Here is a 26,763-nt window from a genome sequence, read left to right on the forward strand (position 1 = left end):
CCTGCGCGCAGTTGCATTGGCGGGCCGACGTGTCATAGGGCGCGGCTTCGATGCATCAGCAACACACCCCCGGCGCGGCGCCGTCGCGCTCGTTCGCGCGCGGGTGCTGGCAATGATGAATTGTGCTGATGAAGCGTGCGGCGCGCGTGTTCCATCGTGCACCTCCTATCCAATGCGCGAGCGTTGCCGGGCGATCGCATCGATCGTCGCGCGGCGTCTTCGCTCGTCCAGCGAGAAGACCTAGATGCCCAAACGCACCGACATCTCCTCCATCCTCGTCATCGGCGCCGGCCCGATCGTGATCGGTCAGGCGTGCGAGTTCGATTATTCGGGCACGCAGGCGATCAAGGCGCTCAAGGAAGAGGGCTATCGCATCGTCCTGGTCAATTCGAACCCGGCGACAATCATGACCGATCCCGAGCTCGCCGACGCCACCTATGTCGAGCCGATCACGCCCGAGATCGTCGCCAAGATCATCGAGAAGGAGCGGCCCGACGCGGTCCTCCCGACGATGGGCGGGCAGACCGCGCTCAACACCGCGCTCGCGTTGTTCCGCGACGGCACGCTGGAGAAGTATGGCGTCGCCATGATCGGCGCCGATGCCGAGGCGATCGACAAGGCCGAGGACCGGCTGAAGTTCCGCAATGCGATGGACAAGATCGGCCTCGAAAGCGCCCGCTCGGCCGTCGCGCATACCGAGGCGGAGGCGCTGGACGGACTGGAGAAGGTCGGGCTCCCCGCGATCATCCGCCCGAGCTTCACGCTCGGCGGCACTGGCGGCGGTGTCGCGTACAACCGCGAGGAGTTCATCGAGATCGTCCGCAAGGGCCTCGATGCCTCGCCGACCACTGAGGTGCTGATCGAGGAGTCGCTGCTCGGCTGGAAGGAATATGAGATGGAGGTGGTCCGCGATCGCGCGGACAATTGCATCATCATTTGCTCGATCGAGAATGTCGATCCGATGGGCGTCCATACGGGGGATTCGATCACCGTTGCGCCGGCGCTGACGCTGACCGACAAGGAATATCAGATCATGCGCAACGCCAGCATTGCGGTGCTGCGCGAGATCGGTGTCGAGACGGGCGGCTCGAACGTCCAGTTCGCGGTCAATCCGAAGGACGGCCGCCTGATCGTGATCGAGATGAATCCGCGCGTGTCGCGCTCGTCAGCGCTCGCCTCGAAAGCGACCGGTTTTCCGATCGCCAAGGTCGCGGCGAAACTCGCGGTCGGCTACACGCTCGACGAGATCACCAATGACATCACCGGCGCGACGCCGGCGTCGTTCGAGCCGACGATCGACTATGTCGTCACCAAGATCCCGCGCTTCGCGTTCGAGAAGTTCAAGGGCGCCGAAGCCGTCTTGTCCACCGCGATGAAAAGCGTCGGCGAGGTGATGGCGATCGGCCGCAACATCCAGGAATCGATGCAGAAGGCGCTGCGCGGGCTCGAGACCGGGCTCAGCGGCTTCAACCGCGTCGAGCGGCTGATGGGGGCGCCGCGGGCGGAGATCGAGGCGGCGCTTGCCGTGGCGAGCCCTGACCGGTTGCTCGTCGCGGCGCAGGCGCTGCGCGAGGGGTTCACCGTCGCCGAGGTCCATGCGATCGCCAAATACGATCCGTGGTTTCTCGAACGGATCGCCGAGATCGTCGCGGCGGAGGAGGATGTGTGCCGCAACGGCCTGCCGATCGACGCGGCGGGGATGCGGCGTCTCAAGGCGCTGGGTTTTTCCGACAAGCGACTCGCCTGGCTCGCGCTGCAATCGGCCAATCTGCGCGGCATGCAGCGCGGCATCGCGCAGGGCAGCGGGCTGATCCACGAAGCGGTCAAGGCGATGACCGGCGGGGTAACCGAGGAGGAGGTACGGGCGCACCGGATCAAGCTGGGCGTACGCCCGGTGTACAAGCGCATCGATACCTGCGCGGCCGAGTTCGACGCCAGGACGCCGTACATGTACTCGACCTACGAGGGGCCGAGCTTCGGTGAACCGGAATGCGAATCGCAGCCGAGCGAGCGGCGTAAGATCGCGATCCTCGGTGGCGGACCGAACCGGATCGGGCAGGGGATCGAATTCGATTACTGCTGCTGCCACGCCTGTTTCGCGCTGGCGGACGCCGGCTTCGAGACGATCATGGTCAACTGCAATCCGGAGACGGTGAGCACCGACTACGACACGTCGGACCGGTTGTACTTCGAGCCGCTGACCGCTGAGGACGTGCTCGAGATCCTGCATGTCGAGGCAAGCCGCGGCGAGCTGGTCGGCGTCATCGTTCAGTTCGGCGGGCAGACGCCGCTCAACCTAGCGCGCGCCCTGGAAGCGGCGGGCATTCCAATCCTGGGAACGTCGCCCGCTGCGATCGATCTCGCGGAGGATCGCGAGCAGTTCGCTGCGCTCGTCAACCGGCTGCGCCTGTTGCAGCCCAACAACGGCATTGCGCGCAGCCGGGACGAGGCGCTCAACGTCGCCGAGCGCGTCGGCTACCCCGTCCTGATGCGGCCGAGCTTCGTTCTTGGCGGGCGCGCGATGGAGATCGTCGACGGCCCGGCTCAGCTCGACAACTATATCCAGACTGCGGTGCAGGTGTCGGGCGACGCGCCGGTGCTGATCGATCAGTATCTGCGCGACGCGATCGAGGTCGACGTCGACGCGATTTGCGACGGCGAGGACGTTGTAGTCGCCGGCGTGCTCCAGCATATCGAGGAGGCGGGCGTTCACTCGGGCGACAGCGCCTGCTCGATCCCGCCCTATTCGCTGCCGGACGAGATCGTCGCCGAGATCGAGCGCCAGACCGAGCTGCTCGCGCGCGGGCTCGAAGTCCGCGGCCTGATGAACATTCAGTTCGCCGTGAAGGACGGCGCGGTCTACCTCATCGAAGTAAACCCGCGCGCGAGCCGCACGGTACCGTTCGTTGCCAAGGCGATCGGCGCGCCGATCGCCAAGATCGCCGCGCGCGTGATGGCGGGCGAGAAGCTGCGCGATCTGCCCATGATCGATCGACGGATCGGCTATTTCGCGGTCAAGGAAGCGGTGTTTCCGTTCAACCGCTTCCCCGGCATCGATCCCGTCCTGTCGCCTGAAATGAAATCGACCGGCGAAGTGATGGGGATCGACCGCGATTTCACGACCGCCTTCGCCAAGTCGCAATTGGGGGCGGGGACGATGCTGCCTGATGCAGGCGCGGTGTTCGTCAGCGTCAAGGATGGGGACAAGGCGGCGATCGTCCCGGCGATCCGCGATCTCGCGAATGCAGGCTTCACCATCGTCGCAACTGCCGGAACCGCCGATCACCTGCAGCGCGCCGGCATCGACGTCGAGCTAGTCAACAAGGTAGCGCAGGGGCGGCCGCACATTGTCGATCGGATCAAGGACGGCGGGATCGCGCTGATCTTCAACACGACCGAAGGGTGGCAGAGTCTGAAGGATTCGCAGCCGATCCGCGCATCGGCGGTCAATCAGCGCATTCCGTATTTTACGACGGCGCAGGCGAGCATTCAGGCCGCGAAGGCGGTTACGGCCGCAACGCGCAACCTTGAAGTGCGGCCGCTCCAATCTTATTATTCGCGGCTGCACAATTAATCCCCGGCATCATTGTTGAGATGTGCGGCGATCCGAAGAGGCGGGTCGCCGGAGGAAGGGGTTTCGGGAAGGAAAAGGCGCGATGGCGACGGTCGACAAGATGCCGATGTTGCAGGAAGGCTATGATCGGCTGACGGCTGATCTGAAGCGGCTCAAGATCGAACGGCCGACGATCGTCGATGCGATCGAGGAGGCGCGCGCGCACGGTGATCTTTCGGAGAACGCCGAATACCATGCCGCGAAGGAGCGGCAGGGCCAGATCGAGGCGTCGATCGCGGACATCGAGGACAAGCTAAGCCGTGCGCAGATCATCGATCCGCGCGATCTGTCAGGCGACAAGATCGTGTTCGGCGCGACGGTGACGCTGCTCGACGAGGACGACAAGCTAGTCCGCTACCAGATCGTCGGGCAGACCGAGGCCGATGCGAAGTCGGGGCGCATCAGCTACAATTCGCCGATGGGGCGGGCGCTGATCGGGCGTAGTGTCGACGACGAGGTCGAGGTGTCGGTGCCGGCGGGCGAGCGATATTACGTCGTCTCAAAGATCGAATTTATTTGAGAGAATCGACGCGTTACGTGACCTGGCGCTGCAAATCGCGGCGGCAGGTCACCAGATTAGCTTACTCGGACGACGCGGCCTTAAGCAGGTCAGGCTCGAGCAGACGGTGCAGATGTACCACCACATATTTCATTTCCGCATCGTCGACGGTGCGCTGCGCCGCACCGCGCCACGCCTTTTCGGCGGAGGCATAGTCCGGAAATACGCCGACGATGTCGATCGACTTCAAGTCTGCGAAATCAAGGGTTCGCGGGTCGGAAACCCGCCCGCCAAATACGAGATGGAGCTTGCTCATGCCGGCTCCTTACCGTGTCGGCGGGCGGGTTTGAAGCGACTTACTGCGGCACCTTGATCTGCTCGCGACCGGCCTGCGCGGCGGCGGTTCCGGCATGCGACGCCGCTTTGGCGACGCCCTGGAACAGCGACTTCGCCTGATTACGCGCGGCGTCCTTCGTCAGACCAAGCTCGTCGAGCTCGCTCCGGCCGACATCCTTCGCTGCCGCAAACGCCGCGAGCGCCGCGGCACCGACGCGCTTGCCGACCGGGGCGAGCAATTCCTTCTCACGTGCGCTGCGCGGAACGAGCGCGCCGACCAGCGCGCCGACCGCAAGCCCACCGACCAGGACGCCCAGCGGGTTGTCCTGGACGACATCGCCGGTCTGATGCGCCGCCTCGCGCAGATGCTCCTTGGTCGATGAGGCTGCGTCTTCGGCACGCGCGAGCGCACTGTCGTAGGCGTTGGTCGCGCGATCGCGCAGCGTTTCGTGATCGGTCGAAGTGTGATTGTCGGTCATATGTCGTTCCTCTCGGCCAATTCCGGCCAGTCACCAGGGATCGAACGCGCTAGCGAAGGCGCGGTTTCGCTGTTCCGTTGCGCTGCGCCGCGCCCGCGCCGTTTGAACAGCGCGGCGATGCGGCGGCGGGCAAGTAAAGCGGCGGCGAGGGTTACCGACCAGACGACCGCGTCGGGATGCTGGCGCGCGGTTTCTACACCACTACGCAACGCCTTCTCGCCGCCTTCTGTCAGGCCGTCCATCGCGTCACGCGCCACGACACGCGGGTCGAGCTTTGCTTGCAGCGCCCCGACCGTGTCGCCAAAGCGCCTGCGCGCCTCTGCGACACGTGCTTCGGCAGTATGTATGCCGGTCGGATCGCTCATGCCGCGGTTCCTTGCGCCAGCCGCGACTTGCCGATCAGCGCCAAGATTCCCGCTACGAGGAATACGGCACCAACTACGGCGAGCGTGGCGAGCCCGGGCCCGATCAGCGTCGCGAGGCTGAGGATCAGGCCGACAAGCAACGCGATCAGACCTGCGAGACCGAGGACCGCTGCGATTCCGAAGAACGTCGCGGCCGACCGATACCGTGTAACTGACGCCGTCGCGCGCGCCTTTACCAGACCTATCTCGGCCTGCGCCATTTCTCGCGCGTCGACGACCAGCTGCGATACCAGCTGCCCGACGCCCGCGTCGCTATGGCGCACGGGAGTGCCCGTCACCGCGATCAGCCTTTATCGCGCTGATCGAGACCGGCAGAGAGCAGGCGCGCGACGACGAAACCAGCGGCGGCCGCGGCACCGATCGCGACGGCGGGGCTCTTGCGAACCAGGGCGCGTGCGTCGTCGAGCAGATCGTCGACCGATCGATCGTTCAGCGAGGAGGAGAAACCCTGCACGCTCTCGGCAGCGTTGCGCGCATATTGGCCGTATTGCGCGCCGAGCTTGTCGTCGACCTGCGCCGCCGCATCGTTGAGCATCTGCGACAGCTGATCGAGCGCGCCGCTAGCGCGGGCCTTGCCCTGATCGGCGAGGCCGAGCACGCGGTCGGCGGCCTCACCCTTCAGTTTCGTTACATTCTCGCTGATCGTCTGACGCGCGCCGGGCGACCCTTCATCACCGCTCGTCGCCGTATCTGCGCCGCTCGCGTTCGTGTCAGAACCGCTCGACGGCGACGCGAAATCGTCTCCGGCACTCTTCAGCGGATCAGCCGGCGCGAATGCGTCGGCAGCAGCAGGCGAGATGTCCTGATCGGTCATTGGTTTGGGCGTTTCGTCGGCCATCACGTATCTCCTTGGTCGAACCCAGAAACCCCGCGGCGCTCGCCCCGGTTCCATCGTCATTTGCCGCTGGGGCATTGCGTCGTTATCGCACGCGTCGAACTCGTCACCCGCCATCGTAGAAGGATCGTTACGTGACCGCAATTATCGACCTGCAGGGCCGCCAGATCATCGACAGCCGGGGCAACCCGACGGTGGAGGTCGACGTGATCCTGGAAGATGGCAGCTTTGGGCGTGCGGCGGTGCCATCGGGCGCATCGACCGGCGCGCATGAGGCCGTTGAGAAGCGCGACGGCGACAAGGCACGGTGGCTCGGCAAGGGCGTCGAGCAGGCGGTCGACGCGGTGAACGGCGAGATTGCCGACGCGATCCGCGGTCTTGAAGCAGAGGACCAGATCGAGATTGATGCGGCGCTGATCGACCTCGACGGCACCGACAACAAGGGGCGGCTGGGCGCCAACGCGATCCTGGGCGTCAGCCTCGCTGTGGCAAAGGCTGCGGCCGATGCGCGCGGCCTGCCGCTCTACCGCTACGTCGGCGGGGTCAACGCGCATGTCCTGCCGGTGCCGATGATGAACATCATCAACGGCGGCGAACATGCCGACAACCCGATCGACTTCCAGGAATTCATGATCATGCCCGTCGGCGCGGACAACATCATGGACGCGGTGCGCTGCGGATCGGAGATTTTCCATACGCTCAAGAAGGGGCTGCACGACAAGGGGCTGGCGACGTCGGTCGGCGACGAGGGCGGCTTCGCCCCGAACCTCGCGAGCACCACCGACGCGCTCGACTTCATCATGAGCTCGATCGAGAAGGCGGGCTACACGCCGGGCGACGACGTGATGCTCGCTCTCGATTGCGCCGCGACCGAGTTCTTCAAGGACGGCAAATATGTGATTTCCGGGGAGAACCTGACGCTGGAGCCCGGCGCGATGGCGGATTACCTGGCCGATCTCGTCGCGCGCTACCCGATCCTGTCGATCGAGGACGGCATGGCCGAGGATGATTTCGAGGGCTGGAAGGCGCTGACCGATCGGATCGGCAACAAGGTGCAGCTTGTCGGCGACGATCTGTTCGTGACCAACCCGGCACGGCTGCGCGATGGCATCGCGCAGGGGCTTGCGAATTCGCTGCTCGTCAAGGTCAACCAGATCGGCACGCTGTCTGAGACGCTCGAGGCGATCCGCATCGCCGAGCGCGCGGGCTACACGGCGGTGATGAGCCACCGTTCGGGCGAAACCGAGGACTCGACGATCGCCGATCTCGCCGTCGCCACCAACTGCGGGCAGATCAAGACGGGTAGCCTCGCGCGGTCCGACCGGCTCGCCAAGTACAACCAGCTGATCCGGATCGAGGAGGAGCTCGGCTCGATCGCGATGTATGCGGGCCGTGACGTGCTGCGGACACGCTGAAACCGCTTGTAACCAACGGGGGCTTGGGCGAGAATCGCGGCACGATGCGTCGCAAGCCCTCCAACTTTCGCTCCGTTCTGAAGCGCGCTGCCTGGCCGGCGGTCGCGCTGGTCGTGATGGCGTTCTTCGGTGGCTATGCCGTGCTCGGCGCCAACGGACTGCTCGCGTTCGGCGACTACAAGCGCCAACTGGTGAAGCGCGAGCATTATTACGCCGCGCTCGACCAGCGGCGAGAGATGCTCCGCAATCGTGTGGCGCTGCTCGACCCGCGCCACGCCAATCCGGACATGGTCGACGAGTTGGTGCGCCGCGAGCTCAACGTCGCGCATCCCGACGAGGTGATCGTCCCGCTGCGCTGATCGGTCGCTAGGCGGGCCGGCATCGCCGGCCCGCGCTGCGTCAGCGGAGGAACGTCAGCAGATCCTGCGTCAGCCGATCGCTCTCGGTCGCGAACAGGCCATGCGGCGCGCTGTCGTACTCAACTAGCTGGCTCGCGCTGATCCCGGCCGCCGCGGCGCGGCCCGTCGCGTCAATCGGGACGGTCTTGTCGCCGGTGCCATGAATGACCAGCGTCGGCACGCGGAATGCCGGCAGATCGGGGCGGAAATCGGTATGCCCGAAGCTGTCGGCGCATTGCAGCGTCGCGCGCAGCGATGCCTGCATCGCGAGGCGCCACGCCCAGTCGAGCGTCGCTTCGCTGACCGGACTGGTGACGTAGCCGACGCCGAAGAAGTCTTTGAAGAACGTGCGGAAGAAGTCCGGCCGATCCTTCTTGATACCGGCGGCGATCTGCTGAAGCTGATCCTCCGGCACGCCGTTAGGATTGTCGTCGGTCTGGAGCATGTACGGCACGACCGACCCGACCAGTACGGCGGAGGCGACGCCGCGGCCCTCATGGCGGCTCATGTAGCGCGCCACCTCGCCGCCACCCATCGAGAAGCCGACGAGCGTTGCGTCGCCGCCGATCTCCGCCGCCTTCATCACGTCGGCGAGATCATCGGTGAGTGAATCATAGTCGTAGCCGTCCCACGTCTGGCTCGATCGGCCGAAGCCGCGACGATCGTAGGCGATGACGCGGTAGCCCGCCTCCGCCAGCGCGACGGCCTGCGGGTCCCAGCTGTCAGCGGACAGGGGCCAGCCGTGAACCAGAACGACCGGCCGCCCGCTGCCCCAATCCTTGACGAACAGGTCGGCGCCGTCGCGCGTCTTCACATAGGGCATCATCATCTCCGATCTTCGACGATGCGGTAACGATGCTCGTTCGGCGGCGTTCCGGCTGTCGACAACACCACCCGGAAGCGTACGGTCAGCGTGGTTGGCGCAGGGTCAACACTTCGTCGCGCACCTCTTCGGTGCTGGGATTGCGGATAGACGGGCGCAGCCGCGCGATGCTGCATAGCCCGGCGAGCAGCGCCAGGCCGGCGGCGACGAGTGGGGGAACTGCGCCCGCACCGATCCCCGCGGCAAGCAGCGCGGCGGCGAGCGTCGCGCCGATCGTCTGCCCGGTCAACCGCACCGTAGAGACAAGACCGCCGGCCGCCGCCGCGCGCGCCTTCGGCGCCGATCCGACGATCAACCGTGCGTTGGGCGGGAGGTAGAGGCCGAAGCCGGACCCACACAGCGCCATCCGCCACGCGACGTCGACATAGCTTGGGTCGGCCGGCATCGTCGCGAGTAGCGCGAGCGCCACCAGGGTGACGGCCATGCCCAGCCCGCCGAGAATGCCGGCGGGCACGCGATCGGACAGGAAGCCCGATAACGGGGCGACGATCATGTTGGTCAGCGGCCACGGGGCGATGCAGGCGCCGATCTGCGTCGCGCTGAAGCCGAGCGCCGACAGGCGGAACGGCGTGGAGACGAGCAGCGTCATCGAAGCAGTGAAGGCGGTGAGGCTGCCGAACGCCGACAGCGCAATGATCGGCCGGGCGAGCAGGTCGACCGGCAGGATCGGGGCGGGTGCACCGATCTCGCGCCGGACGAAGACCCAGCCCAGCGCGGCGCCGGCGAAGATGATAGCAGCGCTGACGACGGGGCTGTCGCCGTGGACGAGGCTCTCGGCGCCGCCGATGATCAGCCCGAACATCGCCGCGCACATGATCGCGCCGACGAGGTCGAGCTGCGCGAGCCGCGGCGCCGGATCGGGCAGCGCGCGCCCCAGCGCGATGCTGACGACCGCGAAGGGAATGGCGCTGGCGAATACCCACGGCCAGGGCGCGACGGCGAGCACGAGACCGCCGATCGTCGGCGCCGCCGCGGCCGAGCTGGTAACGATCACCGAATTGATGCCGAGCCCGCGCCCGAGCTGCCGCGCGGGATAGGTCTGGCGGATCAGCGCGGAGGAGACGCTGAGCACGCCCGCCGCACCGATGGCCTGTACCGCTCGGACGATCAGCAGGAACGGCAGGCTCTTGGCGAAGAAGCACAGCAGCGTCGCTGCGGCGAAAACCATCTGGCCGGCCTGGTAGGTGCGTTTCAATCCGATCCGCTCGCCCAGCCCCGCGAAGGGCAGCAGCAGCATCACCAGCATGACTTGGTAGACGGTGACGATCGATACCACCGAACTCGGCGCGACGCCCAGGTCGCGCGCGATCGTCGGCAATGCGACGTTGGCGACGCCGCCGTCGATGATCACCAGCGCCGATCCGCACCCCAGCGCCGCGATCGCGCCGTAGCGGCGGGGTAGGGGAAGGCCGTCCGACATTGCGGTCCGCCATACGCCTCACGACGCGTGCGGCAAGTATTGCCGATACCCGGCGTGCGCGGCACAGGCGGCGCGACCTTCGAACGGAGCAGAGCGGATGAGGCGGTTGGCGATCGGGGCGGCGTGGGCGATGCTTGCGGCAAGTGGCGGCATCGCGCAGACGGCTGTGATGACCGATGCCGACCCGCTCGCCGCCGCCGATCCGCACATCTGGCTGGAGGACAAGGACGGCGCGGCGGCGCTCGCCTGGGTCGAGGCGGAGAACAAACGCACGCTCGCGCGGCTTGAGGCGGATCCACGCTTCACGACCTTCAACGACGAGGCGCTGGCGATCGCCGCGGCCGACGATCGTATCCCGATGCCCGCGATGATCGACGGTCGGATTATGAACCTGTGGCGCGACAAGGCACATCCCCAGGGCATCTGGCGGTGGACCAGCGAGGCAGATTATGCCGGTCCCGCCCCGCATTGGACTACGCTGATCGATCTTGATGCGCTGTCGCGCGCTGAGGGCAAGAAGTGGGTCTGGAAGGGCGTCACCTGCCGCCAGCCGGATGAGAAAAGATGTCTCGTCGCGCTGAGCGAGGGCGGGGAGGACGCGACCGAGTTGCGCGAATTCGATCTAGCAACCGGCAAGTTCGTCGACGGCGGTTTCGTCCTGCCGGCGTCGAAGCAGAACGCCGACTGGATCGATGCCGATACGCTGATCGTCTCGCGCGACTGGGGCGAAGGGACGCTGACGAAGTCGGGCTACCCCTTCGTCGCCAAGATCGTGAAGCGGGGCGAGCCGCTGTCGGCCGCGCGGGAGATATATCGCGGGACCGTCGACGATATCGGTGTCTGGCCGTTCGTGGCGGTCGACGGAAAGGGAAACCGCGCCGTCATCGTCACCCGTGCCAAAACGTTCTTCACGTCCGAGAACCTGTTGTGGGACGGCACGGCAACGCGGCGGATCGGTATCCCCGACAAGGCGGACATCAAGGGGCTGGTCGAAGGCCAGCTGATCGTCCGCGTCAGCGAGCCATGGGGCGCGATCCCGGAAGGCGCGCTGGCGTCCTTGGCGCTCGACGCCGCGCGTCGCGGCGAGGGAACGCCGACGCTGATCTTCGCGCCCGGGCCGCGGCAGTCGGTCGAGCGTGACAATATCCGCGTCACCGGCAATGCAGTGATCGCCGCGATCTACGACAACGTCCGCGGGCGCGCGATGGCGTTCCGCCGCGAAACGGGCGCATGGCGCGCGACCACGCTGGTGCTGCCCGACAATCTCTCGGTCGATCTCGTCGCGACCGATCTGCGGCACGATCGCGGCTTCCTGACCGTATCGGGGTTCACCACGCCGACGCGGCTGATGGCGTTCGATCTGGCGAACGGCACGGCACCGCGCGCGGTCAAGGCCTTGCCGGCACGCTTCGACGCGACGGAACTGACGGTCGATCAGTTCGAGGCTGTCTCATCCGACGGTACGAAGATACCTTATTTCGTCGTACACCGTGCCGGCGCTTCGGCCGACGGCGCCACGCCGACGCTGATGACGGCGTACGGCGGGTTCGAAGTCTCCATGACGCCCTATTATTCCGGCGTTACGGGCAAGCTCTGGCTCGAGCGTGGCGGCGCCTTTGTTCTCGCAAATATCCGCGGCGGCGGCGAGTTCGGCCCGGCCTGGCACGAGGCCGGGCGCAAGACAAAGCGGCAGTTGATCTTCGATGATTTCGCGGCGGTGGCGCGTGACCTGTCGCGGCGCGGCATCACGCGTGCGGACCGGCTGGGCATCTTCGGCGGCTCGAACGGCGGACTGCTGATGGGCGTCGAACTGACGCAGCATCCCGAATTGTGGGGCGCGGTAACGATCCAGGTCCCGCTGCTCGACATGCTCCGTTACGAGGGTATCGCCGCAGGCGCGTCGTGGGTCGATGAATATGGCTCGGTCGCCAATCCGGACGAGCGCGCGTTCCTCGCACGGATCTCGCCCTATCACGCGCTGCGGCGTGGCGAGCGTTATCCCGAACCCTATATTTGGACCACGACTAAGGACGACCGGGTCGGCCCGCAGCACGCGCGCAAGTTTGCGGCGCGGATGAAGGAGTTCGGGCTGCCGTATTTGTTCTACGAGGATACCGCGGGCGGACATTCGGGCGACGCCGATATCGCGCAAGCAGCGCGATTGCAGGCCTTGCAGACAGTCTATTTCGCGCAGAAACTGATGCCAGCCGGCGAACCGCGTTAAGGCGCTGGGGGACGCGATCGCTATCGATCGGCGTGCAAATGGCGAACGCTGGGTTGCGCAAAGGCTTCTTGCTGCGGTGCAGCGAAATACGTTAGTTGGCTGAACATGGAACTGACTATTGACGAGGATCGGGTGCACGCGCCGCCATCGCCGCCGCCGGCTTCGATGCCGGTCGTATTCGAGGCCATCGTCAAGCAGCAGGCGCTGGCCGCGACCTATAATCTCGGCGCGGTAACGCTTGCGCCACACGTCGTGTATACCAAGCACGGCGAGTTCTACGTCGATGCCGTGACGCTCGAGCGCGATGGCAAGCCTCCTAAGGAGCCGAAGCTCGGCGCGTTCAAGATCGCCGGTCTCGGCGGGATCCGCATGACGCCGCGCCGTTTCACGCCGAGCGAGCTATTCGATCCGATGGAGGCGCGATACGAGGGCGTCACGCTGCTAGCGATCGACCGGTGACGTTTCACGAAACTACGCAGGGTTAGGATTGAAACGTCCCGTCAGATTGCGTGACGTGTTCTCGGCGCGATGCTGAGCGCTTCCATGCCGCTCGCTGTCGCATCATTTTCGTCACTGCGAACGCCCGCCGCGAGATCCGGTGCACGCCTCGGAAAGGCGCCCCCTCCTTGCGGACGCGCTTCCGAGGCATGCGGTCTGCGCCTTACCGGCAGCGAACTTGGCTGTTCTGATCGACCGAGCGCCCCGCGAGTGCGCCGGCGGCTCCGCCGAGCAGCGTGCCGACGATTCGGCTGCGGCCGCCGTCGATGACGTTGCCGAGCACGCCGCCGAGCGCACCGCCGACGATCAGCCCCGTCGTTCCATCGGAGCGGCGGCAATAGTAACGGCCGTCCGATCCCGAATAGACGCGATCGTTCGGCGAGAGCACGCGCTCCTGATAATTGCCCTGCCGATAGTAACGCGAGGGATCATAATCGCCCTCGTCGCGCCACTGATCATCGTCGTAGCGTGTCACCGGCCCGGGCGCGGTACGCCCATCATCCCAGCGCGGATCGCGATAGCCGCCGCCGGGGACGCGCCGTACCGACTGGTAGCGATCATATTCGCTGCGGAAGATCTGCATCTCGCGCTCGAAGCGATCCTGCGCCGCGCGGAAGCGCGCGTCGTCGACGCTCGACTGGGCGAAGGCAGGGGTTCCGACGGCGACGCTGATCGTGGCCAGGGCGATACCGATGCGACGGGTAAGCATGTCACTATCCTCTCACTGCCCTTAAGCGGGCAATGCTGGATACGGTTACGCTGTCGTATCGTTCCAGCCCGATGACACCGCGCGATATCACCGCTAGGCCGGAAGGACGCGGGCGGCACATTGCCCGGCTTGGCCTTATCCTGTTCTACGCCGTCGCCGGGGTCGGGCATCTCGTCTTCACCGATGCGATGGTTCGGATCGTGCCCGGGTGGGTACCGCAGCCGCGCCTCTTCGTGCTGGCGACCGGCGTCGCGGAGCTTGCCGGTGCGGCGGGGCTTCTCAGCGTTCATACGCGCCGGGCGGCGGGGTGGGCGCTCGCGGCCTACGCGCTGTGCGTATGGCCGGCGAACGTGCAGCACGCGATCATCGATCTGGGCAGCGGACGCGGCCTGCCGATCGCCTATCACGCGCCGCGCCTCATGCTGCAGCCGCTGATCATCTGGTGGGCGTTGTGGGCGAGCGGCGCGTGGCCGCTGCGCCGCCGCGGCGCTCGGCATTGATCGAGCATCGGCGGCCTGGGGGAATCCTTTACCTCGAACGGACCGCATCAATTTGAAGAAGTATAGGCCAGCGCTACGGCGTCAGTACGAACTACAGCCTCGGCGCATCGGCGAGAATCAGGCACGACGAATGGTGCAAGCCCAACGGTGGCCACCCGCGGTGCGTTGCGCCTTTGCCACGAAAGCAAGTCACCGTCAGTACGGCGCCGCTAAATCTGGATTCAGCTTCGTCTCACGCGTACGCGTCAGGAAGGTGCGGATTCAGGGTAGCGAGATGAAACTGTCCATCACGCGCTTGCGGCCCGCTTTCTCGAACTCGATCTCGAGCTTATTGCCCTCGATCTCCGCGATCGTGCCGTAGCCGAATTTCTGGTGGAAGACGCGCAGCCCCAGCGACAGATCGTCGCGCCCCTTGTTGCCGAGGCTGACCGAAGGCGCGCGGCTTTCCACGACACGTGTCGGCTCGCGGCTGAAGGTGCGCGTCTGCCACTCGCCGCCGGGCTTGCCGCCCGCCGGCTGCGCGAGCGTGCCCGCCGCGCGCTGCCAACCGGGACCGCGCCCGGTACCTCGGCCGACATCCGCGAAGGGATCGGCGCGTTCGGACCAGTTCGCACGCCACAGGCTCTCGCCGCCCGACATCGTCGTCTCGGTATCGATATGGTCGGCGGGCAGTTCGGTGACGAAGCGCGACGGGATCGACGATGTCCACTGGCCGTAGATACGGCGATTGGCGGCGTGGAAGATCACCGCGCGGCGCCGCGCGCGCGTGATCGCGACATAGGCGAGGCGGCGCTCCTCCTCCAGGCTGCGCGTGCCGCCCTCGTCGAGCGCGCGCTGTGAAGGGAACAGCCCTTCCTCCCAGCCGACCAGGAACACGGTGTCGTATTCGAGCCCCTTGGCGGCGTGGATCGTCATGATCGTTACCTTGGGATCCTCGCGCGTCCCCTCGTTATCCATGACAAGGCTGACGTGCTCGAGGAACGCGCCAAGGCTCTCGTATTCCTCCATCGCGCGAACGAGCTCGGTAAGGTTCTCGAGCCGGCCTGCCGCCTCCGCCGACTTCTCGGCCTGCCACATCGCGGTATACCCGCTCTCGTCGAGCAGCTGCCGCGCGAGTTCCGGGTGCGGCAGCTCGCGCGCCATCTGCCGCCAGCGCGCGATGTCGCCGACGAGATTGCCGAGCGCGCGGCGCGCCTGCGGCGTCAGCTCGTCCGTATCGAGGATACGCGCCGCCGCCGCTGTCAACGGCAGCTGCTGCGACCGGGCGAGCTGGTGCACCTTCGCCACCGCCTTGTCGCCGAGCCCACGCTTGGGCGTGTTGACGATGCGCTCGAACGCGAGATCGTCCGCCGGCTGGTTGACGACGCGAAGGTAGGCGAGCGCGTCGCGGATCTCCTGCCGCTCGTAGAAGCGAAAACCCCCGACGATGCGATACGGCATACCGATCGCGATGAAGCGGTCTTCGAACTCGCGCGTCTGATGCTGCGCGCGGACGAGGATCGCGATCTCGTCGAGCGACTTGCCGGCGCGCTGGCACGCTTCGATCTCGTCACCGACGCGGCGCGCCTCCTCCGGCCCGTCCCACACACCGATCACGCGGACCTTCTCTCCGACATCGATCTCGGTCCAGAGCGTCTTGCCGAGCCGCCCGGTGTTGTTGCCGATCACCCCGCCGGCCGCGCCCAGGATATGCGGCGTCGACCGATAGTTCTGCTCCAGCCGGATGACCTTCGCGCCCGGGAAATCCTTCTCGAACTTAAGGATATTTTCGACCTGCGCGCCGCGCCACGAGTAGATCGATTGATCGTCGTCGCCGACGCAGCAGATGTTGCGTCGCTCCTGCGCGATCAGCCGCAACCAAAGATACTGGACCGAATTGGTGTCCTGATATTCGTCCACCATCACGTAGCGAAAGCGCTGCTGATAATGCGCCAACACTTCGCGATCGGTCTTCAGGATCGTCAGAACGTGCAGCAGCAGATCGCCGAAGTCGCAGGCGTTCACCGCCTTCAGCCGCTGCTGATACTGTTCGTACAATTCGCCGCCGCGGCCGTTGGCGTAGCGCTCGCTCTCGCCGGCATCGATCTCGCGCGGGGTAAGCCCCTTGTTCTTCCACTCGTCGATCAGCCCGGCGAGGCTGCGCGCGGGGAAGCGCTTCTCGTCGATATCCGCCGCGACGATAAGCTGCTTGAGCAGCCGTAGCTGGTCGTCGGTATCGAGGATGGTGAAGTTGCTCTGCAGCCCGACCAATTCAGCATGGCGACGCAGCATCTTCGCGCCGATCGCGTGAAACGTACCGAGCCACGGCATTCCCTCGACCACGTCGCCGACCAGCCGCCCGACGCGTTCGCGCATCTCGCGCGCCGCCTTGTTGGTGAACGTGACGGACAGGATTTCGCTAGGATACGCCTTGCGGGTATGGAGGAGATGCGCGAGGCGCGCGGTCAGCGCCGCGGTCTTGCCCGTACCGGCGCCGGCCAGCACGAGCACTGGACCGTCGGTCGTCAAGACCGCTTCGCGCTGCGGCGGATTGAGGCCGCGTAGATACGGCGGATCGGCAAGCTGGGTATCGGTCACCCAGGAACAGGTAGGCAGGGTTGCCCGGCGACGCAATCCATGAGAACAAAGGCGAAACGATAACGGGAGAGGATGAATGGCGACGACCGGAAGGTGCCATTGCGGGGCGGTGAGTTGGTCGGCAGAGGGGCCATGCGAGCATCACGCGCTGTGTCACTGCAGCGATTGCCGCCGCTGGTCCGGCGCACCGATGGTCGGCTGGATTGCGTTCAAGGCCGATCAGGTTACGGTGACGGGCACGCCCGCGGTGTACCGATCGTCGGAGCACGGCGCGCGCGAGTTCTGCGGCGCGTGCGGTACGGGCTTGTTCTATCGCAACGAAGCGTTCCTGCCGGGGCTGATCGACATTCATTCGGGCACGCTTGACGATCCCGAGAGCGAGCCGCCGGGGGCGCAGATCATGGTCAAGGACCGGCTGAGCTGGACCCCGACGATGACCAACTTGCCGGAATTCAGCACCTATCCCGGCTTGGGCGAATGATCCGTGATCCGATCGCCGCGTGGCACGGCTATATGGCGGCGCCGCGCGCCGCCCTGCTCGACGCGCTGATCGCTGACGAGTGCGTATTCCGCTCGCCCGCCGTACATACGCCGCAAGTCGGCAGGGCGCTGACGATCAAGTATCTGACCGCCGCAGCCGAAGTGCTCGGAAAGGACGGCTTCCGCTACGTGGGCGAATGGCGCGCCGACCGTTCGGCGGTGCTCGAATTCGTCTGTCGGATCGACGGCGGGATCGACGTCAACGGGGTCGATATCATTGCCTGGAACGACGCGGGGCTGATCGTCGATTTCAAGGTAATGATCCGACCGGTGAAAGCACTGAACGCGGTTATCCCGCTGATGGGCGCCGTGCTCGCGCGGTCATGCTGATAAAGGTCGGGGCAGCACGCTTACCGAGTACTGCCCCGTAGTTCAGGGAGGTGCGGGCAGGGGGGAACCTGCCCGACAGCCGACGCCCACAGGGGGGGAGGGGCGCCGACGCATCCGATCTAGGCGCGCGATGTTGCCGTAGTATGTCAGGCGTGGGAGTTGTTGTTGCGCGCCGGAAACATTGACGGCGGCGGTTGGGGATTGGATGGAACGTCGATGGATACCGCCGCGTCCCCCAATTCGCACCGCCGCGTCCTGCTGGCGAGCTTCGTCGGCACCGGCGTCGAATTCTATGATTTCTACATTTACGCGACTGCCGCCAGCCTCGTCTTCGGCCAGATTTTCTTCCCGGTGGCGGCGCCGGGCATGCAGCAAATGGCGAGCTTCGCGACGCTCGCCGTCGCTTTCTTCGCGCGGCCGGTGGGGGCGGCGTTCTTCGGCCATTTCGGCGATCGGATCGGGCGCAAGTCGACGCTGGTCGCCAGCCTGCTGACGATGGGCCTGTCGACGACGCTGATCGCCTTTCTGCCGACCTATGCGCAGGCCGGCTGGTGGGCGCCGTTCATCCTCTGCCTGCTGCGGTTCGGCCAGGGGTTCGGCCTTGGCGGTGAGTGGGGCGGGGCGGCGTTGCTGGCGGTGGAGAACGCCCCGCGTGGCTGGCGCGCGCGGTTCGGCTGCGCGCCGCAGATGGGCGCGCCGGCGGGGTTCATCGCGGCGAACGGCCTGTTCCTCCTCCTCGGCCTGTGGCTGACGCCCGATCAGTTCCGCGACTGGGGCTGGCGCATCCCGTTTCTCGTCAGTGCGCTGCTCGTCGGGCTGGGGCTGTGGATCCGGCTCAAGCTGACCGAGACGGCGGAATTTGCCGCCGCGCTGGCGGAGGCGCCGCCGCCCGCGGTGCCGCTGGCCGAACTGCTGCGCCACCATGGCGCGGCGGCGCTCGCCGGAACGATCGGGGCGATCGCGTGCTTCGCGCTCTATTATATCGCGACCGCCTTCACGCTCGGCTACGGGACAAAGTCGCTCGGCTATTCGATGCAGGCGATGCTGCTCGTCCAGCTCGGCGCGGTCCTGTTTATGGCGGTCGGCATCTACGCCTCGGCCTGGCTAGCCGACATGCGCTTCGACGAGCGGCGGGTGCTGGCGGGCGGGTGCGTGGGCGTAATCGTCGCCGGTTTTCTGCTTGGGCCGATGATGGGGTCGGGATCGCTCGTGCTGGTGTTCGCCTATCTGGCGCTGTCGCTGCTGCTGATGGGGTTCGTCTACGGTCCGCTCGGCGCGTGGCTGCCGGGGCTGTTCCCGCCGCGGGTACGCTACACGGGCGCGTCGATGGCGTTCAACCTCGCCGGCGTACTCGGCGGCGGGTTGACGCCGCTGGTGGCGCAGGCGCTGGCGGGCAACTTCGGGCTCGGCGCGGTCGGCCTGTACGGCAGCGCCGCCGCCGCGCTAAGCCTGATCGCGCTGATTGCGGTGCGGCCGACACCGCATACGCACGCCGTGGTGCTCGAGCCGTAGCTGCTCGGTCGACCTGCGGCGGTGCGATCAGGCGCGGCGCAGGATCGTGATCTTCGCCTTGCCATAGACCCGCTCGGCGGCGATCGCGAAGCCGTCAACCTTCGCGTCCTCGGTCCGCCCCGTCTCGATGCTGACCCAGGTGGCGGGCGACACCCAGCCCAACCGAGCGAGCTTGTCGAGGGCGACCGCGCCTGCGCCGCTCGCATAGGGCGGGTCCATCAGCATCACGTCGAGTGGCGCGCGTGCCGGGCCGAGCGCCAGGACGCTGCCCGCACGTACCTCGGCACTCGAAGCACCCAAAGCGGCGATATTGGCGCGCAACGCATCGAGTGCCGGCTTGTCCTGCTCGACGAACAGGCATGAGGCCGCCCCGCGCGACAGTGCTTCGATGCCGAGCGCGCCCGATCCGGCAAAGAGATCAGCGACTGCCAGCCCCTCGAAGCTGCCGACGCGGCTCGCCAGCATCGAGAACAGCGCCTCGCGCGTCCGATCTGCGGTGGGCCGCGTCGCGTCGCCTTTTGGCGCGATGATCGGGCGACCGCGCCACTGCCCGGCGATGACCCGCATCAGCGTTTGCCTCGCGGGCTGCCCGGCCGCGGCTTGCCGGGCTTCGTCGTGCTTGGACCCGTTCGCGCTCCGGGCCGCGAACCACCGGTGCCGGAGTTCGGGCGGCGGTCGTTGTCCGCCGGGCGCGACCCGCCGGCGCGTACCGGCCTCTCGGTGTTGCCGCTCGGCGCGCTCCGATCGGTTCGACGGCCGGCTCCCGCCCGCTGGTTGTCTTCCTGTCTGGCGTTCGATGTCGGCTGCCTGGCCGAACGCGTGGGGCGACCGCGCAATACGCCGGTCGCGCGACCCGCGTCGGCATCGTCGCGCGATCTTGCGGCCGGTACCGACGGGCGCGCGCCGCGCGCCGCGGCGGGCAACCGATCGGCTTCGTCGCCATGGGCTGCGCGGAACGATCGGCTGCGCGCCGATGGCCCCTTTACGCCGCGCGTCGCGACCGTGCCGTCTGCCCGGCGGCGCGGCTCGTCCTTCGCGGGGGGCTTGGCTCCACTCGCCGGTTTGGCGACGCGCGGTTTCTCGTTACCCGGTTGCGGCGCCGGTTTGAGAACGGCATCGGCCGGCAGTTCGACCGGGGTCACCGCACGGCGGCGCGCTGGTTGCGGGAGGTCGCGGCGTACCGGATCGGCGCGGAAGCTCTCAACGTCGTGGCGGCGCACTTCGCCGATTTGGCCCGGCTGGAGATCACCGAGCAGGAACGGCCCGTAGCGCGTGCGGATCAGGCGGCTGACCTGGAGCCCGAGATGTTCGAGCACGCGGCGCACCTCGCGGTTCTTGCCCTCCTTGAGGATCATCTCGATCCATACATTGGCGCCCGTACGCCGTTCGATATTGGCGTCGATCGAGCCGTAGCGGACGCCCTCGATCTCGATCCCCTCGATCAGTTCCTCCAGCTGCGGCTGGCTGATCTGGCCGTAGGCGCGGGCGCGATACGCGCGCTCGACGCCTGTCGCGGGTAGCTCGAGCTGTCGCTTGAGCTCGCCATCGGTGGTCATCAGCAGCAGACCCTCGGTGCTGAGATCGAGCCGCCCGACCGGCATCAGCCGCGGCAATCCCTTCGGCAGCCGATCGTAGATCGTCGGGCGGCCGGCGGGATCACGCTCGGTCGTCAGCAGGCCGGGGGGCTTGTGGTAGAGGAACAGCCGCGCGGATTCGGCCTCGGCGACGGCGTTGCCGTCGACGGTGACGCCGGCCAGCGAGGAAAGAAGCGTCGCCGGCGTTTCGATTACCGCGCCGTTGAGCGACACCCGGCCTTCGGCGATCATTCGCTCGACCTCACGGCGTGAGGCGACGCCCGCGCGGGCGAGCAGCTTGGCGATCCGGTGCGAAGCGGACCGATCGGGGGACGTCTTGGGCATGACGCCTGATACATGCGTTGAGCTGCGCGCGAAATTAAATGCGACCGGAAAGAGGCGGCAGCGTTATCGCTCCGCAGGCGTTACGGTGCCGACGTGTATCTCTTACATACAGGGTGTTCGGATGATCTTTGGCCGACGGAAAAGATCGATCGTCCGGCTCCTCGTTGTCGAGGACGAGCCACTGGTCGCGTTCGACGTCGAGCACATGCTGACGGATCAGAAGTTCGAGATCGTCGCGACAGTCGATCGCGTCACCGACGCGCTCGCGATCATCGCGTCGGGCGCCGAAATCCATCTGGTACTGGTCGACGTCGTCCTGGCCGATGGCAGCGGGGTCGAGGTGGCACGTGCAGCGCAGGTGCGCGGCATCCCGGTCATGTTTGTGACCGGCCACTGTCCGGGTGAGGCAGAGGCAGTCGCGAACGGGTGCCTGTCGAAACCCTATTCTGACCGCGATCTTGTCGGCGCGATCCGTGCGATCGAGGCCAGTCACGAGGGGCGAAAGCCTTCGCGGTTGCCGGTGGGATTTCGCCTGTTCGATCGGGATAGGGTCGCCATCGGCAACGGCGCTATCGCCACTTAGGCGCGTCGCTGCGCCTTTAATCGACGAGCGGGTCGTTCTCCGCGCCCGGCGCCTAGTCGACGTCTGCAAGGGCTGCCGGTCCGTCGCTGCGATCGCCAGCTACACCCTCGTCAGCCGCGCCAACTTCCGCGCCCGGGGATCGCGCCGACGCGTGTCGCTCGAGGTCGGTCTGGGCCGCATCGTCCTGCGCCGCGGGCGGACTGTCGGGTGCGACATCGCTGTCGTCCTCCGGCAGGCTATCCGGATTGGGGTCGCTGCCGCGCTGATCGGTCACGTCCGATGCCGCCTTCCTTATAAGTTTGGCTGCGTTGGTGCGGGATCGCTGCTCGGCGCGCCGGGTGCCGGTTGATCGACGTCCGGAGCGGGCGGCGTGATTTCGGGCGGCGGCGTGTCGGGCTGGCCGGGCTGGGTGGGCTGCGGGGCTTCGTTGGGGGGGACGGATGCCATTGGTCGTATTCCTCTCACTCGCACAACGCGCGGCGCGGGTGCAAGTTGCCGGTGCGGCTTGCCGTGCGGACTTGCGCGGTATAGAGGCCCGCGACCGGCGGTGCCTTAATGCGGGCGTGGCGGAACTGGTAGACGCGCTGGATTTAGGTTCCAGTATCGCAAGATGTGGGGGTTCGAGTCCCTTCGCCCGCACCAGTTACTCCGCGGCATGTTCGCGGACAGGCACCATCCACGAAATTTCAGTTGAAGGCACGAAGATGCAGACTGTCGAGACGTTGAACGAGGGCCTGAAGCGCGCCTACACGCTGACCATCCCGGCCAAGGATATCGAGGGCCGCGTGGATGCGGAGCTGAAGCGTGTCGCGCCGCAGGTGCGCATGCCCGGCTTCCGCCCCGGCAAGGTGCCGGCGAACCTCGTGCGCAAGATGCATGGGCCCGCGCTGCTTCAGGACGCGCTCAACACCTCGATCCAGGAAGGCATTCAGTCGCTGATCGCGGAGCAGCAGCTGCGCCCCGCGATCCAGCCGTCGGTCGAGCTTGTCGAGGGATATGAGCCCGGCAAGGATGCCGAGCTCAAGATCGAGCTCGAAGTGCTGCCGCAGGTGCCGGCGCCGGCAATCGACGGGCTGAAGCTGGAGAAGCTGACTGTTCCCGCCGATGACGCGACGGTCGACGCACAGCTGCAGAAGTTCGCCGACCAGTCGAAGCGCTGGGACGATACCGAGGAAGGCTATGCCGCGCAGACCGGCGACCTCGTCACCGTCGACTTCGTCGGCAAGACGATGGACGGCGTCGCGTTCGAGGGCGGCACCGGCAGCGACATGGCGGTCGAGCTCGGCGCGGGCCGTCTGATCCCGGGGTTCGAGGATCAGGTGGTCGGCGCCAAGGCGGGCGAGGATCGCCAGATCAAGGTCACCTTCCCGGAGGACTATCAGGCGAAAGAGCTCGCCGGGCAGGACGCGACGTTCGATCTCGTCATCAAGTCGGTGAAGACCGCCGGCGAGGCGACGGTCGACGAGGAACTGGCGAAGAACCTCGGCCTCGAGAGTCTGGAGCAGCTGCGCGGCCTCGTCCGCGGGCAGATCGAGCAGGAGCTCGCCGGGCTGACGCGCACCTACATGAAGCGCAAGCTGCTCGACCAGCTCGCCGCGGGGCACGATTTCGAAGTGCCGCCGTCGATGGTCGAGGCCGAGTTCCAGCAGATCTGGAGCCAGCTTGAGCACGAGGCGACGCACGAGCCCGATCCCAAGGCGGCGATGGAGGAGATGGAGAAGGAGCGCGACGATTATCGCAAGATCGCCGAGCGCCGCGTCCGGCTCGGCCTGCTGCTCAGCGAAATCGGCCAGGCGAACGGCGTCGAAGTGTCGAGCCAGGAAATGAACCGTCTGATCGCACAGGCCGCGCAGCAGTATCGCGGCGAGGAGCAGCAGCGCTTCATCCAGTACATCCAGCAGGAGCCGATGGCGGCCGCGCAGCTGCGTGCGCCGCTGTACGAGGACAAGGTCGTCGACTTCCTGTTCGACAAGGCCGAGGTGACCGAGCGTGAGACGACCCGCGAGGATCTGGAGGCGGCGATCGAGAGCGAGGACGGCTTCGCAACCGGTACGCATCATCACGATCACGACAATCACAAGCCGAAGCAGAAGGCGAAGAAGAACGCCGACGATGCCGCACTCGCCGATGGCGAGGTAGCGGATGCGCCGGCTGAGGCAACGGACGCCGAGGCGAAGGCTGCCAAGAAGCCCGCCGCCAAGAAAAAGGCGAGCGACGCATCAGACGGCGAGGGTGAGGCCGCACCGGCGAAGAAGCCGGCGGCGAAGAAGGCCAAGCCTGTCGCGCAGGACCAGAATGCGGCGGCTGAGGCTCCGGCTGGTGACGAGACGGCCAAGCCCAAGAAGGCCGCCGCGAAGAAGGCGCCGAAGACCGACGCCTGATTGCGTCCGACCGTTCGATCCCGACCGGCGTCCACTCTTCCGCAAGAACCTTCCGCTAGGAAGGCGGCGACAGTGGACCCGGGCGGCCGTCGCGCGGTGACGATAGGAAGAACCCGTGCCCGAGCCGACGATCGCCGTTCTTCTGCCGTGTTACAACGAGGAAGCGGCGATCGCGCAGACGGTCGCGGGATTTCTGGCAGCGCTGCCGTCCGCTACGATCTACGTCTACGACAATAACTCGCGTGATCGCACGGTCGAGGTCGCGCGCGCCGCGGGCGCGATCGTGCGCACCGAGCGAACGCAGGGCAAGGGCGCGGTGGTGCGCCGCATGTTCGCCGACGTCGATGCCGACATCTACGTCATGGCGGATGGCGACGCGACCTACGATGCCGCGTCATCCCCAACGCTGGTGCAGCGGATGGTCGACGAGCAGCTCGACATGGTGGTCGGCTGCCGGATCGGCGAGGCGGCGGCAGCGTATCGGCGCGGGCACCGGCTCGGCAATGCGATGCTCACCGGCATGCTCGCGCGGCTGTTCGGCCGCAGTTTCAGCGACATTTTGAGCGGCTACCGTGTCTTTTCGCGACGGTTCGTGAAGAGCTTTCCGGTACTGTCGGTGGGCTTCGAGATCGAGACCGAAATCTCGGTCCATGCGCTCGAACTCAAGATGCCGGTGACGGAGATCGAGACGCCCTATTTCGCGCGGCCCGAAGGCTCCGTGTCGAAGCTTAGCACCTATCGCGACGGCTGGCGGATACTTGGGACAATCGCGACGCTGTATCGCATTGAGCGACCGCTGTGGTTCTTCGGCGCGTTCGGCGCGGCGCTGCTGCTGCTTGCCGTCGTGCTCGCCATCCCGCTCGCCATCACCTATGCGCAAACAGGATTGGTGCCGCGCTTCCCCACCGCGATCCTCATCACGGGCCTGACGATTCTTGCCGCATTGTGCGGCTTTGCCGGCCTGATCCTCGATACCGTCGTGCGCGGGCGGCGCGAAATCCGCCGGTTGGCCTATCTCGCGCATCCCGCGCCCGGAAGCCGCTAGGCGACGACGCGCTTATCACGCTGGCGGCTGCGCCTGACCTGGGCTAGCGTCGCGGCATGACCCTGCGCTTCACCCGCCCGCTCGCCATTGCATCGCTTGCTGCGATCGGGCTCGCTTCCCCCGTACAGGCGCAGGACACGCAGCCGCCGCATCGCTACCGCGTGACGCTGGGGCCGCAGGTCGGCCCGCGCTATCCCGGCGCTGACGGAGCGAACATCACGCCGTTCTTCGATCTGGCGCGCGCGCGCGGTGACGAGCAGTTCGTTTTCTCCGCGGCGGACGAGAGTTTCGGGCTGACGCTGATCCAGGCGAACGGCTTCGCCGCCGGCGCGGTGCTTGGGCTCGAGGGATCACGGCGCAAGCGCGATGCACCGGGCCTGCCGCGCGTCGGCTTCACCTTTGAGCCGGGCGGCTTCGTCCAGTATAACTTCGGCGAGCCGCTGCGCGCCCGTGTCGAGGTGCGCCAGGGCATCGGCGGACACAAGGGGCTGACGAGCTACGCTGGCGTCGACTATGTCGCGCGCGATCGCGACGAGTGGCTGTTCGCGATCGGGCCGCGGCTGACGGTATCGAATGGCCGTTATCAGCGCGCCTATTTCGGCGTGCCGGCCGATCGATCGATCGCAAGCGGACTGCCCACCTATCGCCCCCCCGGTGGCATCCAGGCCGTCGGCGGGACGGCGAGCTTCATCAAGCGGCTGACGCCGCGCTGGGGCGTCTATACCTACGGCAAGTACGATCGATTGATCGACGACGCGGGCCGCTCGCCCGTCGTGCGCGCGTACGGCTCACGCAATCAGTGGTCGGCAGGGCTCGCGGCGTCCTACACTTTCGGCGGCGGGAACTGACCGCGCGCGGGTCTTGAAGTCGCTCGTTGCGCGGGCGACATAGGCGATCTCCAGGGCATAAGAGAGACTTTCAATGCATAATCCGTTCGAGACCGGTGACTTTGCAGGGGCCTTGGCGCGCGCCGGTGTCGGCATGCAGCAGACGCAGGCCGGGCTCGTTCCCATCGTGATCGAGCAGTCGAACCGCGGTGAGCGCTCATTCGACATCTTCAGCCGTCTGTTGCGCGAGCGCATCGTGTTCGTGACCGGCGGCGTCGAGGACGGCATGGCCAGCCTGATCACGGCGCAGCTGCTGTTCCTTGAATCGGAGAACCCGAAGAAGGACATCTTCATGTATATCAACTCGCCGGGCGGTGTCGTCACGGCGGGCATGGCGATCCACGATACGATGCAGTACATTCGGCCGCGCGTCGGCACCGTGTGCGTCGGCCAGGCGGCGTCGATGGGCAGCTTCCTCCTCGCCTCGGGCGAGCCGGGCATGCGCGTGGCGCTTACCAACTCGAGGATCATGATCCACCAGCCGTCGGGCGGCGCACAGGGCATGGCGGCGGACATCGAGATCCAGGCGCGCGAGATCCTTCGCATGCGGCATTTCCTCAACACGCTGTACGCCAAGTACACCGGCAAGCCGTTGGAGGAGATCGAGCGCGCGATGGATCGCGACAAGTTCATGAGCGCCGACGAGGCCAAGGAATTCGGCCTGATTGACGAGGTGTTCGACAAGCGGCCGGCCCCGGCCGATGATGTGGCAGCGGCGGCCTGAGCCTCGTTAGCCTTTTTCCGGCATTGCCGGA

At 66.6% G+C, this 26,763-nt stretch carries 27 protein-coding genes and 1 tRNA gene; 16 read left to right on the plus strand and 12 right to left on the minus strand.

Going from position 1 to position 26,763, the window contains the following annotated elements:
* Positions 1–244 precede the first annotated feature (244 nt).
* Positions 245–3,574, plus strand: coding sequence for a carbamoyl-phosphate synthase large subunit (gene carB, locus F1C10_RS02430; protein ID WP_185208497.1), 3,330 nt, complete (start codon positions 245–247; stop codon positions 3,572–3,574).
* Between the two features lie 82 nt (positions 3,575–3,656).
* Positions 3,657–4,133, plus strand: a complete 477-nt coding sequence (gene greA / locus F1C10_RS02435; RefSeq protein ID WP_185208499.1) for a transcription elongation factor GreA — start codon at positions 3,657–3,659, stop codon at positions 4,131–4,133.
* A 61-nt stretch (positions 4,134–4,194) separates the two neighbouring features.
* Here greA and F1C10_RS02440 read toward each other — a convergent pair whose 3' ends face one another.
* From F1C10_RS02440 to F1C10_RS02460, 5 genes are read right to left on the minus strand one after another with little or no spacing between them, the layout of a single operon-like run.
* Positions 4,195–4,428, minus strand: coding sequence for a DUF4170 domain-containing protein (locus tag F1C10_RS02440; RefSeq protein ID WP_185208501.1), 234 nt, complete (start codon positions 4,426–4,428; stop codon positions 4,195–4,197).
* 40 nt (positions 4,429–4,468) lie between these two features.
* Positions 4,469–4,927: a YqjD family protein gene (locus tag F1C10_RS02445; RefSeq protein WP_185208503.1), complete on the minus strand. Its 459-nt coding sequence runs from the start codon at positions 4,925–4,927 to the stop codon at positions 4,469–4,471.
* Entirely contained in the window at positions 4,924–5,292 is a 369-nt protein-coding gene (locus F1C10_RS02450) for a DUF3618 domain-containing protein (protein WP_185208505.1), read from the minus strand. The genes F1C10_RS02445 and F1C10_RS02450 overlap by 4 nt, the downstream gene beginning before the upstream one ends.
* Entirely contained in the window at positions 5,289–5,630 is a 342-nt protein-coding gene (locus F1C10_RS02455) for a phage holin family protein (protein ID WP_258043024.1), read from the minus strand. The genes F1C10_RS02450 and F1C10_RS02455 overlap by 4 nt, the downstream gene beginning before the upstream one ends.
* 5 nt (positions 5,631–5,635) lie before the next feature.
* Positions 5,636–6,190: a hypothetical protein gene (locus tag F1C10_RS02460; protein WP_258043025.1), complete on the minus strand. Its 555-nt coding sequence runs from the start codon at positions 6,188–6,190 to the stop codon at positions 5,636–5,638.
* Between the two features lie 131 nt (positions 6,191–6,321).
* Here F1C10_RS02460 and eno point away from each other — a divergent pair, with 131 nt between their 5' ends.
* The gene (gene eno / locus F1C10_RS02465) at positions 6,322–7,602 is read left to right on the plus strand and encodes a phosphopyruvate hydratase (RefSeq protein ID WP_185208507.1); all 1,281 of its coding nucleotides are present in this window, start codon (positions 6,322–6,324) and stop codon (positions 7,600–7,602) included.
* A 44-nt stretch (positions 7,603–7,646) separates the two neighbouring features.
* Positions 7,647–7,961 carry a septum formation initiator family protein gene (locus tag F1C10_RS02470; RefSeq protein ID WP_258043026.1) on the plus strand — a complete coding sequence of 105 codons (315 nt, stop codon included), beginning with the start codon at positions 7,647–7,649 and terminating at the stop codon, positions 7,959–7,961.
* A gap of 40 nt (positions 7,962–8,001) precedes the next feature.
* Here F1C10_RS02470 and F1C10_RS02475 read toward each other — a convergent pair whose 3' ends face one another.
* The gene (locus tag F1C10_RS02475) at positions 8,002–8,823 is read right to left on the minus strand and encodes an alpha/beta fold hydrolase (protein WP_185208509.1); all 822 of its coding nucleotides are present in this window, start codon (positions 8,821–8,823) and stop codon (positions 8,002–8,004) included.
* An 85-nt stretch (positions 8,824–8,908) separates the two neighbouring features.
* On the minus strand, positions 8,909–10,303 hold the full coding sequence (locus tag F1C10_RS02480; protein WP_185208511.1) for an MFS transporter: 1,395 nt from the start codon (positions 10,301–10,303) through the stop codon (positions 8,909–8,911).
* A gap of 97 nt (positions 10,304–10,400) precedes the next feature.
* Between F1C10_RS02480 and F1C10_RS02485 the strand changes: the two genes are divergently transcribed.
* Positions 10,401–12,527 (plus strand): prolyl oligopeptidase family protein, encoded by a 2,127-nt coding sequence (locus tag F1C10_RS02485; protein WP_185208513.1) that lies wholly within the window; start codon positions 10,401–10,403, stop codon positions 12,525–12,527.
* Between the two features lie 105 nt (positions 12,528–12,632).
* Complete coding sequence (locus tag F1C10_RS02490; protein ID WP_258043027.1) at positions 12,633–12,986, plus strand: hypothetical protein; 354 nt, start codon at positions 12,633–12,635, stop codon at positions 12,984–12,986.
* A 202-nt stretch (positions 12,987–13,188) separates the two neighbouring features.
* Here the strand turns inward: F1C10_RS02490 and F1C10_RS02495 are convergent, their stop codons facing one another.
* Positions 13,189–13,734, minus strand: coding sequence for a glycine zipper 2TM domain-containing protein (locus tag F1C10_RS02495; protein WP_185208515.1), 546 nt, complete (start codon positions 13,732–13,734; stop codon positions 13,189–13,191).
* Positions 13,735–13,766: 32 nt separating this feature from the next.
* Between F1C10_RS02495 and F1C10_RS02500 the strand changes: the two genes are divergently transcribed.
* Positions 13,767–14,234, plus strand: coding sequence for a hypothetical protein (locus tag F1C10_RS02500; protein WP_258043028.1), 468 nt, complete (start codon positions 13,767–13,769; stop codon positions 14,232–14,234).
* A gap of 261 nt (positions 14,235–14,495) precedes the next feature.
* Here the strand turns inward: F1C10_RS02500 and F1C10_RS02505 are convergent, their stop codons facing one another.
* Positions 14,496–16,811 carry an ATP-dependent helicase gene (locus F1C10_RS02505; protein ID WP_185208517.1) on the minus strand — a complete coding sequence of 772 codons (2,316 nt, stop codon included), beginning with the start codon at positions 16,809–16,811 and terminating at the stop codon, positions 14,496–14,498.
* Between the two features lie 76 nt (positions 16,812–16,887).
* Here F1C10_RS02505 and F1C10_RS02510 point away from each other — a divergent pair, with 76 nt between their 5' ends.
* The 3 genes from F1C10_RS02510 (at position 16,888) to F1C10_RS02520 (ending at position 19,193) form a co-directional block, all read left to right on the plus strand.
* The gene (locus F1C10_RS02510; RefSeq protein ID WP_185208519.1) at positions 16,888–17,292 is read left to right on the plus strand and encodes a GFA family protein; all 405 of its coding nucleotides are present in this window, start codon (positions 16,888–16,890) and stop codon (positions 17,290–17,292) included.
* Entirely contained in the window at positions 17,289–17,681 is a 393-nt protein-coding gene (locus F1C10_RS02515; RefSeq protein ID WP_219729778.1) for a nuclear transport factor 2 family protein, read from the plus strand. The genes F1C10_RS02510 and F1C10_RS02515 overlap by 4 nt, the downstream gene beginning before the upstream one ends.
* A gap of 216 nt (positions 17,682–17,897) precedes the next feature.
* Complete coding sequence (locus F1C10_RS02520) at positions 17,898–19,193, plus strand: MFS transporter (RefSeq protein WP_185208521.1); 1,296 nt, start codon at positions 17,898–17,900, stop codon at positions 19,191–19,193.
* 27 nt (positions 19,194–19,220) lie between these two features.
* On the opposite strand, the gene rsmD is transcribed toward F1C10_RS02520, so the two are convergent.
* Together rsmD and F1C10_RS02530 are read right to left on the minus strand one after the other, a co-directional pair.
* Positions 19,221–19,760, minus strand: coding sequence for a 16S rRNA (guanine(966)-N(2))-methyltransferase RsmD (rsmD, locus tag F1C10_RS02525; RefSeq protein WP_185208523.1), 540 nt, complete (start codon positions 19,758–19,760; stop codon positions 19,221–19,223).
* Positions 19,760–21,112 (minus strand): pseudouridine synthase, encoded by a 1,353-nt coding sequence (locus F1C10_RS02530; RefSeq protein ID WP_185208525.1) that lies wholly within the window; start codon positions 21,110–21,112, stop codon positions 19,760–19,762. The genes rsmD and F1C10_RS02530 overlap by 1 nt, the downstream gene beginning before the upstream one ends.
* Here F1C10_RS02530 and F1C10_RS02535 point away from each other — a divergent pair.
* Positions 21,111–21,695 (plus strand): response regulator, encoded by a 585-nt coding sequence (locus tag F1C10_RS02535; protein WP_308458083.1) that lies wholly within the window; start codon positions 21,111–21,113, stop codon positions 21,693–21,695. The genes F1C10_RS02530 and F1C10_RS02535 overlap by 2 nt on opposite strands.
* A 52-nt stretch (positions 21,696–21,747) precedes the next feature.
* Here F1C10_RS02535 and F1C10_RS02540 read toward each other — a convergent pair whose 3' ends face one another.
* Complete coding sequence (locus tag F1C10_RS02540) at positions 21,748–21,969, minus strand: hypothetical protein (protein ID WP_185208526.1); 222 nt, start codon at positions 21,967–21,969, stop codon at positions 21,748–21,750.
* A 283-nt stretch (positions 21,970–22,252) separates the two neighbouring features.
* Between F1C10_RS02540 and F1C10_RS02545 the strand changes: the two genes are divergently transcribed.
* The 5 genes from F1C10_RS02545 to F1C10_RS02565 all read left to right on the plus strand — a co-directional run bounded on the left by F1C10_RS02545 (position 22,253) and on the right by F1C10_RS02565 (position 26,732).
* Positions 22,253–22,337 (plus strand) — tRNA-Leu (locus F1C10_RS02545).
* A gap of 62 nt (positions 22,338–22,399) precedes the next feature.
* Positions 22,400–24,076, plus strand: a complete 1,677-nt coding sequence (gene tig, locus F1C10_RS02550; protein ID WP_185208528.1) for a trigger factor — start codon at positions 22,400–22,402, stop codon at positions 24,074–24,076.
* Positions 24,077–24,191: 115 nt separating this feature from the next.
* Positions 24,192–25,121: a glycosyltransferase family 2 protein gene (locus F1C10_RS02555; protein WP_185208530.1), complete on the plus strand. Its 930-nt coding sequence runs from the start codon at positions 24,192–24,194 to the stop codon at positions 25,119–25,121.
* Between the two features lie 56 nt (positions 25,122–25,177).
* Entirely contained in the window at positions 25,178–25,969 is a 792-nt protein-coding gene (locus F1C10_RS02560) for a MipA/OmpV family protein (protein ID WP_185208532.1), read from the plus strand.
* Between the two features lie 73 nt (positions 25,970–26,042).
* Positions 26,043–26,732 (plus strand): ATP-dependent Clp protease proteolytic subunit, encoded by a 690-nt coding sequence (locus F1C10_RS02565; protein WP_085809437.1) that lies wholly within the window; start codon positions 26,043–26,045, stop codon positions 26,730–26,732.
* Positions 26,733–26,763: the final 31 nt, after the last annotated feature.

The organism is Sphingomonas sp. NBWT7 (assembly GCF_014217605.1).
GTDB lineage: Bacteria > Pseudomonadota > Alphaproteobacteria > Sphingomonadales > Sphingomonadaceae > Sphingomonas.